This is a genomic window from Devosia soli (genome assembly GCF_000970455.1).
GTDB lineage: Bacteria > Pseudomonadota > Alphaproteobacteria > Rhizobiales > Devosiaceae > Devosia > Devosia soli.
Map to the genome: position 1 here is coordinate 153,320 of NZ_LAJG01000042.1, position 12,909 is coordinate 166,228.

The 12,909-nt window shown below is 62.1% G+C and carries 12 protein-coding genes; 5 read left to right on the forward strand and 7 right to left on the reverse strand.

Features of this window, described 5'->3' with window-relative positions; genetic code table 11:
- Positions 1-38 precede the first annotated feature (38 nt).
- Both VW35_RS17230 and VW35_RS17235 read left to right on the forward strand, forming a co-directional pair.
- Positions 39-656 carry an HD domain-containing protein gene (locus tag VW35_RS17230; protein ID WP_046144549.1) on the forward strand — a complete coding sequence of 206 codons (618 nt, stop codon included), beginning with the start codon at positions 39-41 and terminating at the stop codon, positions 654-656.
- A gap of 141 nt (positions 657-797) precedes the next feature.
- Positions 798-1,229, forward strand: coding sequence for a hypothetical protein (locus VW35_RS17235; RefSeq protein WP_046144319.1), 432 nt, complete (start codon positions 798-800; stop codon positions 1,227-1,229).
- Here the strand turns inward: VW35_RS17235 and VW35_RS22335 are convergent.
- The 3 genes from VW35_RS22335 to VW35_RS17250 all read right to left on the reverse strand — a co-directional run bounded on the left by VW35_RS22335 (position 1,226) and on the right by VW35_RS17250 (position 5,397).
- Positions 1,226-2,299, reverse strand: a complete 1,074-nt coding sequence (locus tag VW35_RS22335) for a cell wall hydrolase (RefSeq protein ID WP_083982976.1) — start codon at positions 2,297-2,299, stop codon at positions 1,226-1,228. The genes VW35_RS17235 and VW35_RS22335 overlap by 4 nt on opposite strands.
- 166 nt (positions 2,300-2,465) lie before the next feature.
- The gene (locus tag VW35_RS17245) at positions 2,466-3,026 is read right to left on the reverse strand and encodes a hypothetical protein (protein ID WP_152662648.1); all 561 of its coding nucleotides are present in this window, start codon (positions 3,024-3,026) and stop codon (positions 2,466-2,468) included.
- Between the two features lie 82 nt (positions 3,027-3,108).
- Positions 3,109-5,397, reverse strand: coding sequence for a putative PEP-binding protein (locus tag VW35_RS17250; protein ID WP_152662649.1), 2,289 nt, complete (start codon positions 5,395-5,397; stop codon positions 3,109-3,111).
- 104 nt (positions 5,398-5,501) lie between these two features.
- Between VW35_RS17250 and ispH the strand changes: the two genes are divergently transcribed.
- From ispH to rnhA, 3 genes are read left to right on the forward strand one after another with little or no spacing between them, the layout of a single operon-like run.
- A complete protein-coding gene (gene ispH, locus VW35_RS17255) occupies positions 5,502-6,473 on the forward strand; it encodes a 4-hydroxy-3-methylbut-2-enyl diphosphate reductase (protein ID WP_046144321.1) in 972 nt (323 codons plus the stop codon).
- Positions 6,470-6,997 carry a GNAT family N-acetyltransferase gene (locus VW35_RS20780; RefSeq protein ID WP_052951831.1) on the forward strand — a complete coding sequence of 176 codons (528 nt, stop codon included), beginning with the start codon at positions 6,470-6,472 and terminating at the stop codon, positions 6,995-6,997. The genes ispH and VW35_RS20780 overlap by 4 nt, the downstream gene beginning before the upstream one ends.
- Entirely contained in the window at positions 6,990-7,463 is a 474-nt protein-coding gene (rnhA, locus tag VW35_RS17265; protein ID WP_046144322.1) for a ribonuclease HI, read from the forward strand. Before VW35_RS20780 ends, rnhA begins: the two co-directional genes overlap by 8 nt.
- A 32-nt stretch (positions 7,464-7,495) precedes the next feature.
- Here the strand turns inward: rnhA and VW35_RS17270 are convergent, their stop codons facing one another.
- The 4 genes from VW35_RS17270 to VW35_RS17285 form a co-directional block, all read right to left on the reverse strand.
- Positions 7,496-8,488 (reverse strand): DUF808 domain-containing protein, encoded by a 993-nt coding sequence (locus tag VW35_RS17270; protein WP_046144323.1) that lies wholly within the window; start codon positions 8,486-8,488, stop codon positions 7,496-7,498.
- Positions 8,489-8,547: 59 nt separating this feature from the next.
- On the reverse strand, positions 8,548-10,572 hold the full coding sequence (glyS, locus tag VW35_RS17275) for a glycine--tRNA ligase subunit beta (RefSeq protein WP_046144324.1): 2,025 nt from the start codon (positions 10,570-10,572) through the stop codon (positions 8,548-8,550).
- A gap of 64 nt (positions 10,573-10,636) precedes the next feature.
- Complete coding sequence (locus VW35_RS21380) at positions 10,637-10,999, reverse strand: hypothetical protein (protein ID WP_046144325.1); 363 nt, start codon at positions 10,997-10,999, stop codon at positions 10,637-10,639.
- The gene (locus tag VW35_RS17285) at positions 11,000-12,907 is read right to left on the reverse strand and encodes a DUF2207 domain-containing protein (protein ID WP_046144326.1); all 1,908 of its coding nucleotides are present in this window, start codon (positions 12,905-12,907) and stop codon (positions 11,000-11,002) included. It lies immediately after the preceding gene.
- Positions 12,908-12,909: the final 2 nt, after the last annotated feature.

A 12,909-nucleotide genomic window follows, 5' to 3' on the forward strand; every position in this document is an offset into this window, starting at 1 on the left:
GTCTCGCCGCTAACGTAATGCTACCGAACCAGACCCAGATGGCCCGCACGAGCACCCGTGCCTGGCAGCGCATGCTGTCGGGTCGCCGCCTCGATATTCTTGATCCGTCCCCGGTCGATGTGGAACTTTCCGACATCGCCCACGGCCTTGCCCGCGTCGCCCGCTGGAATGGCCAAACCCTTGGCGATTATCCGTTTTCGGTCGCCCAGCACTCGGTCCTCGTGCTCGAACTCTTTCGCGCCTCGAACCCCGGCTCATCCACCGCTGCCCTCCTCCAGACGCTTCTCCACGACGCGCCCGAATATGTCATGGGCGACATCATCTCCCCCTTCAAAACGGCCATGGGTGGAAACTACAAGGATGTCGAAAATCGCTTGATGTCCGCCATTTATCTCCGCTTCTCGCTTCCTGCGACGGTCCCCGCCGCACTCAAGAAGCAGATGAAAAAAGCCGACCAGGAAGCCGCCTATTTCGAGGCCACAACCCTCGCCGGTTTCGAGCCGAACGAAGCCATAAAATTCTTCGGCGAGCCCGGCGTTCCGGCCTTCGAAATCGAGCAGTTCGACCGGCTGATCCAGCCCTGGCCGACGCGCGAAGCGCATGATCGCTTTATCGCCAGCTTCGAAGCCATCGCCAAACTTATCCCCGCCCCCTGATAATCGTGCGAGAATTAACCAGTGCGCGAAGATGGTCTTGGCTCGCCTGCGTCCAAATGGTTACTGATCCGTTAATGTCGCAAGACAACTCTGGATCAGAATGGGACGCTTGGGATGGCATTGCTGACTCGATCCGCATGTTTGATATTCGCCGTCGGCCTGATCGGCGCAACGACCGCACCCACCTTTGCCGATGGCATCGATCCAAGCGGGCTCGTCCGCTACGGAGAGCAGAATGGCGTCAGCTATGAGGATTGGGTGTCAACCGAACCGGTGAGTACAGTGACGGTCAAGAAGATCGAGGCGGGGAAGGTCCGCTATGTGACCATCACCCAGACCGCGACCGGTACCTATTCCACCGATGGGTTCGAGTCCGCCCACGTTCAGTATCCGGGCGTAACCAAGCCCAGTAACCCACGGAACGAATTCACGTTTTCGAGCTGGAGCCATGGCAGCTGGCACCGCATCAGCGCCTACAATGGCAATTCCTACGTGTCCGTCTCGACCTATAAGACCCATCGCGGCCCGGCCAGGACCGCGACTTGTGTGTCGACGATCAGCTGGGCCTGCTAGCCGAAGAGCCAACCGCGCTTGAACTTGTAGAAAACGTGCAGCCCGATCTGGGTGACCTTGGTCATGCGCGGCGCCCATGCGGGGCGGACATAGGTCGCGTGGTAATGTGTCGCGTCGCCTACTTCGGTCAGGTAGAGCTCACCATTGAGATAGCGGTTGGCAATGTCTTCGGCCTGCGCCCAGGGTTTGGGCTCGGTGATGGCTTCGGGAATGCCGTCGCAGGCAAACGAGAACTGGCAGGCATTGCGCTTGGTCTGGTTCTGGTAGACGACGCCGCAGATCGTGTTGGGATAGCGGTGATCCTTGACCCGGTTCATCACCACCTGTGCCACCGCCACCTGGCCGCGATAGCTTTCGCCACGCGCTTCGAAATAGATCGCCGTAGCTAGGCACCAGCGTTCCTTATCTGATACCTCCACCGCCGGAACGGTCGAGAAAGCCCCGGTGACCGGGGCATTGGCGCGGGCATAGGCCAGTTGCTCGGACGCGACGGCGGGCATCGGCAGGGCCGGTGCAAGCGAGGCGTTGACCGTTTGCGGGGCGATGCCGGCGATGGCGTCGAGCGCGGCCGCCGTATTTGGATCGATCGAGGCGACCGACATCCGCGGCCCGTCTTCGGCCACTGCGTTTGTGTCTTCGAGCAAGGCAATCCGCGATTGACCAAGCATGCCGGGATCGCCCCCGGCCGGATCGCGCAGGGCGGCAATGCGGACGCGCGCTTCCTCGAAATTCTGCGAAAAGGCGACGATATCGACCGGTGGCTTGAACCGATCGGTCTTCTGCGCCCGATTGGGGCCGGTAAAGCTTGCAGAGTCAAAGAGATGACCGACGGATCCGGTGATGACCGGGTCGGCGCCGGAATAGCTCAGGCTCGCCAGGATCAGATCGGGCGTCAGTTCGGTGCCGGGCGCAGCAGGCAAGTCCGAAGACGGGCCGAAGGCGCCGGCGGCAAGCCCCAGATAGGCAAGGGAAGCCATAAGGCCCAGCGCCATGGATTTGGCGACAGGGAATCCCCGGCGAACCGCTCTGGCCGCGTGCAAACGCACGACCGGCCGGTGTGGATGGGCCATAAACACTTCTCAACGCTACGCAACACGAACTAAACCGGCAAAAGTGACGCTAAAATGCCGATAGCTGTGATGATCTCTTATTAAGGTTAGCGCGGAGTAAATGGCCAAGGCGGCACACGCGGGATCAAAGCGCGGCAGCATTGTGACTGGCGGATTTGTGAACGGCTCAGGAGCAAGCGGCGCGCACCGGCTCGACTGCGTCGAGCACGCCCGCAAGGCTGAACCGCACAGACAAAGAGCGGGAATTGACCGGGGTCACGCGTGTCGTGAGGTTATTGGCGCCCTCGAGCATGTTGAGAAAAGCCTCGCTGTCGGCGGTATTGCCGATGATCAGCGCGGTATTGCTCGCATCAGCCAGCAGCGTGCGGCTGCGTGCCGCCTGCTGGTCGATCTGGAAAGTGATCCCGGCATCGCGCCCAAGCGCCGACATGGTGTTGCCGGCATAGGCGAAGGCGACTGTGAGATTTCCGGCAGCGCAGGAAACCGTCATGGTCGCTGGCGCACGGCCGGTGGGGCGCGCCGGGATGAGTTGCTGGGATTGGAAGCTGACTGTCAGCGCATCGCCGGCCGCCGCGCCATTGCGGAACACGGCGTCGTAGCAGGCAAGCCGTTCTCCGTCCGCAACAACGGCCGCACAGTCTTGTCCCGATTGCGCCAGAGCCGAACTGCTTCCCCCAAGGCCAAGCAAAATCACGGCAAGCAAAGCGTGCGATCGAGACAACGGCATGATCCTCCCATTCCTCCAAAACTCTTTTGTCACGTTCTCATATCGTGACCAAGGGAGAGGATTGAAATGGCCAGCAACGAAATCAGGTGGCGGCCTGCGCCAGGGTCAGCCGAGCGACCGGCACGCGATAGGGCGCGCAGGAGACATAATCGACCCCCAACCCTGCGAAATATTTGAGCGAGACCGGATCGCCGGCATGCTCGCCACAGATGCCGATCTTGAGCCGCGGATTGGCCGCCCTACCCCGCTCGATGGCGATGGAGATCATTTCGCCGACGCCTTTTTCGTCAATGGTTACAAAGGGATCGCGCTCATATATGCCTTTTCGCTGATAGACCGCAAGAAAGGTCGGCGCGTCGTCGCGCGAAATGCCGAAAGTGGTCTGCGTCAGGTCGTTGGTACCGAATGAAATGAAGTCGACCATGTTGGCGATGTCCCCCGCGCGAAGGCAGGCGCGTGGCAATTCGATCATGGTGCCAAACGAGAATTTGATCTTTTCGGAGCGCAGGAGACCCGAATTGGTGACGATCGCCATGGTGCGGTCGCGCACCCAGGCGACTTCGCTCGCGGTCGAAACGAAGGGCACCATGACTTCGACCGGAATGGGCTTGTTCAGCCGCTCGCTGGCGACCCGCGCCCCGGCGATGACCGCCTGCATCTGCATCTGCAGGATTTCGGGATAGGTTATGGCAAGGCGCACCCCGCGATGGCCCAGCATCGGGTTGACCTCGGCAATGCGCTCGAGGCGAAGCCGCAACGCACGCACGGCAACGCCGAGGGACGCTGCCGTTTCCTCGATTTCTTCATCGGTGCGGGGCAAAAATTCATGCAAGGGCGGATCGAAGAGGCGCACAGTGACCGGCAGCCCTTCCATCACCGAAAACAGCGCCGAATAGTCGCCGGTCTGAAAATCGACGAGACCGTTCACGGCGCGGCTTCGTGCGTCCTCGTCCTCGGAAAGAATCATGCGCCGCAGCGCCACCATGCGCTCGGGCGAAAAGAACATGTGTTCCGAGCGGGCCAGACCGATGCCTTCGGCCCCAAAGCTCAAGGCCGTCGCCGCCGATTCCGTGGTTTCGACATTGGTGCGCACCGCGATCGAGCGGCTGGCGTCCGACCAGCCGAGGAGCGTGCCGATCGCGCCGCCGATATGGGGCTGCGACAGGGGCAGATTACCGACATAGACCGAGCCGTCGCTGCCATCGATGGTCAGCCTGTCGCCGGGCCGAAACTCTCGCGCGCCTATGCGGCAGACCATTTCGACCGTATCGACGGAGAGCGTGCGGACGCCGGCGACACAAGGCTTGCCGGTGATGCGTGCGATCACCCCGGCATGGCTCGTCATGCCGCCGCGCGCTGTCAAAATGCCGGTCGCGGCTTTCATGCCTTCGATATCGGCGGGGCCCGTCTCGTTGACGACGAGAATGCAGTGCTTGCCACGGGCCCGCAGGCGGGCGGCATCCTCAGCGGAGAAGGTGATGATACCGCTTGCCGCGCCCGGAGAAACGCCTAGGCCTGTTGCGATCGGGGTCACATCCTCCGTCGACTTGATGCGCGGATGCAGCAATTGCGGCAGTCGGTTTGGGTCGACACGGCTCACCGCATTATGGGGCGACCAGATCTTGCGCTGCACGCGGTCGACTGCCGCTTCCAGTTCGGCCGCAGCAGACGCCTGCACCGGGCGGGCCGAAAGAAATTTGAGCTGCCCCCGGTTGACCGAAACGAGGCACGCCATGTGCCGGCCGGCTTTGGCATCGAGGAGGGATATCAGCGCCCCGACCGCCTCCGGCAATCGCGGCAGCGGCGAGCCATCGAGCGGGGCCGGTCCGATCGCCCCGCTCGAGGCGTTGCGCGTCAAGAACTGTTCGAGTTGGCCATCGGCGGCGGCCTGAACGAGTACGATCTGGCGCGCGCGGTCGTCTTCCTGGCGGAAGCCCGTCCAGCTGCGCTGGGAAAAACCGTAACTGTCAAAGGCCTGCTTGATCGCCTTGGCGAGTGGTCGCGCCGGATCAACGGAATCTTCCGGGGCCGTGGGCGCAGCGATGCCGATCCGGGCCGGCTGCAAGCCGCTGTTGTGATTGGCCGCCGAAGTGCGCACGACGAGGAGAGGCGGCCTTCCGTCCTTGTCGACGAGCCTGAAAAGACAAGCGACCCAATGATTGCGCAGGCGCGTATCGAGGCGTGCACGCTCCGACTGCAGTGCCTCCCAGGCCGCCCTGGTAATGGCGATGGTCGGGACAGTGGGGAACCCTGCCTCGCCGACCCGGAAGATCCAGCGCGCCTTGCCGGCGAGAAGCTTGAGCTGTCCCGCCGTAAGGTTGGCTTTTCCCTGCGCAGGAGCGATGGCAAACATTTCCTGCGCAAGACTCACCGGTGTACCGTCCCTGACATCGTCACTGCCTCATCTTGCCTCAGGCGCTTGTCCGCGTGCAACAGCACTTGACTTGGCACCATAGCGAAAGCATCTGATCTCTCATGGAAAAACGGCCACACCTCGACGTCATGCTTTGTGCTCCCCGCGGATTCTGCGCCGGGGTAGATCGCGCCATCCAGATCGTGGAACTGGCGCTGCAGAAATATGGCGCACCGGTCTATGTCCGCCACGCCATCGTACACAACAAATATGTCGTGCAGGGGCTCGAGGCGAAAGGCGCGGTTTTCGTCGAGGAGCTTGCCGAAATTCCCGAGGGCGATGCTCCGGTGGTCTTTTCCGCTCATGGCGTGCCCAAGAGCGTGCCGGCCGATGCCAAGTCGCGCAACATGTTCTTTCTCGACGCCACGTGCCCGCTCGTGAGCAAGGTGCATGTCGAAGCCACCCGTCATTTTGAGGAAGGCCACGAAATCGTGCTGATTGGCCACGCCGGTCACCCCGAAGTCGTCGGCACCATGGGCCAGTTGCCCGAAGGCGCCGTGACGCTTATCGAGACCATCGAAGACGCCAATACTTTCGTTCCAAAAAATCCCGAGACCCTGGCCTTCGTCACCCAGACAACCCTGAGCGTCGACGACACCCGCGAAATCGTAGCAGCGCTCAAGGCGCGCTTCCCGGCCATCAATGGACCGCACAAGGAAGACATCTGCTACGCAACGACCAATCGGCAGGAGTCGATCAAGGCCGTGGCGCCGCTCGTCGAAGCCATGATCGTCGTCGGCTCACCCCACTCTTCCAATTCCCAGCGGCTCGTCGAGGTCGCCCTGCGCAGCGGATGCAAGATCGCCACGCTCGTCGATCGCGCCAGCGAAATCGACTGGTCGCTTTATGGCGACATCAAATCGCTCGGCGTCAGCGCTGGGGCGTCGGCGCCCGAAAGCCTCGTCGAAGAGGTGATCGACGCCTTTGCCGCGCGCTATGAGCTCAGCGTCGAAACCAAGACGACGGCTGAAGAGAACATCGCCTTCAATATTCCAAAGGTCCTGCGCAATCTGGAAGTGGCCGCCGGACGATGAGCGACCTCGCCCTGTTCCAGACGGACCGGCTGGTGTTGTCCGGCTGGCGGCTCGATCAACTTGACGATCTGGTAGCCCTCCACGGCACGGCAAATGTCGCGCGGTTTCTCTCGGCAAGCGGGGAGCCGTGGACGCGAGAAAAGGCCGAAACTGCGCTGCGCGGCTGGATCGAACTTTTTGAAACCCGCCAGCTCGGCAAGCTGCGCCTGACGCGCAAGAGCGATGGCGCCTTTATTGGCCGCGCCGGCTTCGGCATCTATGGTCCGACGGGCGAACCGGAAATCGGCTACGCGCTCTTTGAAGCCTATCATGGCGAGGGTTACGCCAAGGAAGCGGCCGCGGGCCTGCGCGATTGGTACTTTCGCGAAACCGCTGGCACCCATTTCATCGGCTTTGCCGACACGCGCAATGCGCCTTCGCTCGCCGTCCTGCGCAAGATCGGCATGGAGCCGACCCATGTCGCCGTCGAGCCCGGCGGGCTGACCTGCCAGTTCCATATCCTGAGGCGACCCAACGTTGGCTGAACCTGTGATCATCCATACCGACGGCGCCTGCTCGGGCAATCCCGGCCCCGGCGGCTGGGGCGCCATCCTGCAGTTCGGCCAGCACCGCAAGGAGCTGAACGGCGGCGAAGCGCTGACAACGAACAACAAGATGGAGTTGACCGCCGCCATCGAGGCGCTCAACGCCCTGACGCGCTCCTGCACGGTCGAACTCCACACCGATAGCCAATACGTCAAGAATGGCGTTCAGGGCTGGATTCACGGCTGGAAGAAGAACGGCTGGAAAACCGCCGACAAGAAGCCGGTCAAGAATGTCGAACTCTGGCAGGCGCTCGACGAAGCGACCAAGCGCCACCAGATTTCCTGGCACTGGGTCAAGGGTCACGCCGGCGACGAACTCAATGAACGCGCCGACGAACTCGCACGCGAAGGCATGGCGCCCTTCAAGCAGAAAAAGGCGGCGCAAAGCTTCGCGCCGCCTTTTTGAGGTTTTTTGGCCCTATCCCTTAGAGAGAAGTGCTAGGCCCGAACCTTACGCCCTTTTGGCAGCAGGCGCTTGATGGCCTTCCAGGCCGGCGCGATTACGTAGCCCGCCACCGGGATCAGCAGCGCGCCTAGCGCCAGCCCGAAGAAAAAGTCGACGAATGCCGTCGCAAACCACCCTGCCACCGCAGCGATGGATGGGAAGACATGCTCGGCCCAATGCGCCGCGGCCTCGATAACGTGCTCCGGCCAATCAAGCCCAAATTCATAAAGCCCATGCGCGACGATCGAGCCGCCGACCCAGGTCATTGCCGCGGTGCCGATAATGCTCAGCGCCTGCATGAAATAGGGCATGCCGACCACCAGGCCGCGCCCAAAGCCGCGCCCGGCCCCGGTCTTGCCATTCTTGGCCATGAACAGCCCGAAGTCGTCAGCCTTCACGATCAGCGCCACGGCGCCATAAACCACCACGGTGATACCAATACCGGCCACGGCGAGCACCGCTGCCTGCGTCCAAAAGTCACCGACTTCGATCGCTGCGAGGATGATCGTCATGATCTCGGCGGAAAGAATAAAATCGGTCTTGATCGCGCCGCCGACCTTCTGGTCCTCCAGCGTCTGCGGATCGATCGCTGCGGGCTCTAGGCTGGCTTCATGGTGCTCGGCCTCGTGCGGGGCGAACATATGAAAGACCTTTTCGGCGCCTTCGTAGCAAAGATAGGCGCCGCCGATCATCAGCAGCGGCGTGATCAGCCAGGGGGCAAAAAAGCTCAACAGCAGCGCTGCCGGCAAAAGGAACAACAGCTTGTTCTTGATCGAGCCCCAGGCGATCTTGCCCACGATCGGCAATTCCCGATCGGCGTTGAACCCCTGCACATAGTTGGGGGTCACCGCCGCATCGTCTATGACAGCCCCTGCCGCCTTTGCGCCAGCCTTGGCCGCCTGCCCCGCAACATCGTCGAGCGAGGCCGCCGCAACCTTGACGAGCCCGGCGACGTCATCGAGCAGAGCTAACAGGCCAACACTCATCGACGGTCCTCAAATCGTTGATACGAAAGCAGAACCGCGCCAAAGGGGCGTGGTTGCATTTAGCCGGCAACTTTGCCGAAATCGGCCACGAGATGCATGGTGTCGCGCAGCCGCGCCAGGAGATTGAGCCGATTGGTGCGCACGGCCGGATCCGCATCGTTGACAAGAACGGCGGTGAAGAACGCATCGACCGGCGCGCGGAGCGTTGCGAGTTCCGCCATCGCGCCCTTGTAGTCGTCCCGCGCCACGTGGCTTGCCACAGCCGCATGCACCCCATCGACTGCAAAAGCCAGCGCCTCTTCCTCTGGCAGCTTCAGCGTGGCCTGATCGACCGCGCCGCCAAAGGACTTGCCGTCCTTCTTTTCTTCTGCCGCCAGGATATTGGCCGCGCGGCGATAGCCGGCGAGGAGGTTCTTGCCATCATCGCTCGAGAGCAGCGTCGACAGCGCCTCAGCCCGCTGCGTGATCTGAAGGATGTCATTGCTATCGCTGGAAATGACGGCATCGACGAGATCATGCCGCGCCCCCGCATCGCGCAGCGACACTTTTAGGCGATCATGGAAAAACGCCAGGAGATCGGCATCGACCTTGAGCGGGAATTTGAGCCCATTTTCGGTGATGATACGGATGACGCCGAGCGCCGCACGGCGCAGCGCAAACGGGTCGCGCGAGCCGGTCGGCTTTTCGTCGATCGACCAGAAGCCCGAGAGAACATTGAGCTTATCGGCCAGCGCTACGGCGATCGAAACCGGCTCCGTCGGCACGCGATCCGAAGGCCCGACGGGCTTGTAGTGCATTTCAAGCGCATTGGCGATTTCAGCGGGTTCGCCCTGCGCGATTGCATAATAGCGCCCCATCAGGCCCTGCAATTCGGGGAATTCGCCGACCATGCCGGTGACGAGGTCGGCCTTGGCCAGCATCGCTGCGCGCTTCGTCTTTTCGACATCGGCGCCAACCTGCGGCGCGATTTCGGCGGCAAGATTGACCAGCCGCTCGACCATGGCGAACTGCGTGCCGAGCTTGGCGTGGAACACCATGTCTTCGAGCTTGGGCAGACCATGCTTGAGCGGAATGGCGAGATCACCCTGATAGAAGAATGCCGCATCCGAGAGGCGGGCGCGAATGACGCGCTCGTTGCCGGCAACGATCACTGCGCCGCCATCGGTTGGGATGGTGTTGGACGTGATGATGAAATTGGGCGCCAATTTGCCGCTGGCATCGCGCAGACAGAAGCATTTTTGGTTGGCGCGAATGGTCGCGATGATCACTTCCTCGGGCAGCTTGAGGAAGTCTGGATCGAACGATCCCATCATCACATTAGGCCATTCGACGAGACCGGCGACTTCCTCGAGCAGGCCCTCGTCATGGATGACGGTCAGCCCCTGTGCGAAGGCAAGGTGATCGGCTTCGCCGCGGATGATCTCCTTGCGGCGGTCGATATCGAGCACGACCTTGGCGCGCTCCAGCGCCGTCACATAGTCGTCGAACCGGCGCACGCGGATCGCGTCGGGTGCGAGAAAACGATGACCGAACGTCGTCTGCGCTGCTTCGGTGCCGGCAATGGTGAACGGCACGACGATGGGCTCGTCGTTTTCCGTGCCAAAGGTCGCGGTGATGGCGCGCAGCGGACGGACCCAGTTAAAGCTACCCGAGCCCCAGCGCATGGATTTCACCCAGGGAAATTCATTGAGGATTTTCGGCAGGATGCCCGACAGTAGCGCCACGGCGTCGGCGCCGGGCTTGTCGATCACAGCAACGTAGAAATCGCCCTTTTTCGGATCGCTTTCGACCTTGGCCTGATCGAGCGAGGTCAAACCGGCCGAGCGCAGGAACCCATCGATCGCCGGCTGCGGCGCGCCGACCTTGGGCCCCTTCTTTTCTTCGCGCGTATCCGGCGAGCGTGCCGGTAGGCCATTGACGGTCAGCGCCAGGCGGCGCGGCGTCGCAAAGGCCTTGGCGCCTTCATAGACAAGACCTGCATCGACCAGGGCATTGGTGACGGCTTTCTTGAGGTCCTCGGCGGCGCGGCGCTGGAAGCGGGCGGGGATTTCCTCGGAGAAAAGTTCAAGCAGGAGTTCGGGCATGATCTAACCGGTCAAAGAGCGCGTGTTTGCCTAGCAAGTGCATCGGCCAATGTCCACCGAGCGCTTATGCTTCGCGCGCCAGGTGCAGGTCGAGGCGATGGCGCACCTCTTTCATGATGGGTTTTGGCACCGCCACATAGCCATCGCGCCCGAGCCATTCGAGCGTGTCGTAGCGCATCAGCAGGAATTGCAAGACGAGAAGCGTCAGTTCGTCCTCGATCGGCTGGCCGAGCAGAATGGCGCGCGGCGGTTCGTCGAGATAATGCCGCGCCGTCAAAACCCGCCCGCCCTCGGCGAAATCGTAGTCGATGTAATTATACCAATATCCGAACTGGCCCGGCAGATTGGGGTCCGGATCGCCGAACTCGACGAGGTGGCGGATGGCGATGGGCGCGATGACGTCCTGGTCGTATGGGTGTGCCGCCACTTACCAGCCGCCGCCTCCGCCGCCACCGCCTCCGCCGCCGGAGAAGCCGCCGCCGCCTCCGCTGCTGCCCGAAGAGCTTGCCTGCACCGGTTGCGCGGCCACCATTGCCGCGGCCATGCCTGTCGTTGCCGCGCTGACCGTGTTGGAAATCGAGCCCGTCGAGAAGCCGCGCGAGCCTCCCGAATACCAATAGGGATTGTAGCCAGTGCTCGATACGTCGCTGACCGCGTTACGTGCCAGTTCGGCCTCGAAATGCTCCGACCACGGCTTCTCGACGCTCAGGGCGATGGCATAGGGCAGGATGCGTTCGAACCGTTCGACCGTCATCGGCGGCTCGGCAGTGATGTTGAGACGCTCTTTTTCGGCCGTTTCGAGATAGAGTTTGAAACCTTCGATTTCGTCCATCACCTTGCGCCCCTGCACGGTCGGCGCGCGCATCAGGACAGCAAAGATCGCCGTGATCAGCACCATCGAGCCCGCAGCGACCGCAGCGGAATTGATGGTCACGCCCGAGAAGGTTTCGAGCAAGCCGCCGAGAAAGTTGAACCCGAAAATGCCGACGAAGACGAGCACGATGTAGCGCTGCCAGCCCCCCTGCTTGAGCACGCCGAAGATGACCGAGCCGATCACGGCTGCAAAGATGCCGCCGACAAAGGCAACGATCAGCCAGACGGGCTCGAGTACGTCGAGCGCCACCATGCCGACGAGCATGATGATGGTCAAAACCACGCTGAGCGCGGCAAAGCCGAAATTATGGTTGAACCAGATTTTCTGGTTCTCGCGCTGGATCGCCGTCATGAAGGCGCGGCTTTGTCGCGCAAGTTCGGGCCCAGTCGACTTGTCGACGGTCACGGCGCCCTGGCCCGAAAAATAGCGATAAAGCACTTCTTCGCCCACGGGCAGCGGCCCGTCAGGCGCCTTGCCCGTTGCCTCGACGGTAAGGCTGCCGTCGGGGTTCTTGATCGTGACCAGCCCCTTGACCCCAAGGTCGAAGATCGACGCCGTCATCGCCGTCCAACCGGAATTGGCAAACCCCCACTTGTGGACATAGTGGGTCAGGGCCGGCGAAAAATTCTTGGGCGGATGAAAGAGCGGAATGATCGTGCCCTTGGGCGGATCGCGCCCGACGCGCAGCCAGGCGCCGAAATTATAGAGCAGCAGCAGGAGCACGGCGACGACGGGCAGCCAGACTTCCCGCAGGTCCGAAGCCTCCTGCAGCAGGGCATCGACCCCCGCTGGAAAGGCGATGACGCCTTTCTGGAAGGCGATGGCAAAGCTCATTCCCTCGCCCGGTCCCAGTTCACGCTCGGTCCGGAACGTCGCCTGATTGTCGGAATTGCGGGTGATCGTGACGGCGGTTTCCGTCGAGCCGACAGAACCGGTGAAGGCGGACATGTTTTGGATGACCGCGCCCTGCGGAAGGGTTACCCGCGCCACCGACCGCAGGATCGGAAAATTCCAGTAGTTGCCGGTCGCGTTCCAATAAAGCTCGTCATAGGTGTCGAACGGGCGCGCCATTCGATCCATGGCATAGGTGATGATATAGCGATGCTGGCCACGGGCGATGAACTCGTCCGGATTGCCGATCCAGATGCGTTCGAAATTGCCCATCCGCTCGACCCGGAAGATTTCAGCGCTGCCGTCGCGCGTCACCGATTCGACCTCAAGCCCGACGCGGATCTTGTTGCCTGAAGGCCCCTGCAGCACGGTCGGAATATCGCGATAAATGCCGCGGCGGATTTCGAGCCCTTCGGCGTTAACGTCCACAGTCTCGATCACACGCACCGAACCATCGGTGCGCAGCGTCACGTCCGAAGCAAAGGCGCGGATTTCCTCGCGCCCCAGGGCAGGGACGGCCAGAAAAACCAGCGCAAAAAGCGCGGCGAACCAGACGGCAAAGGCCTTCATCT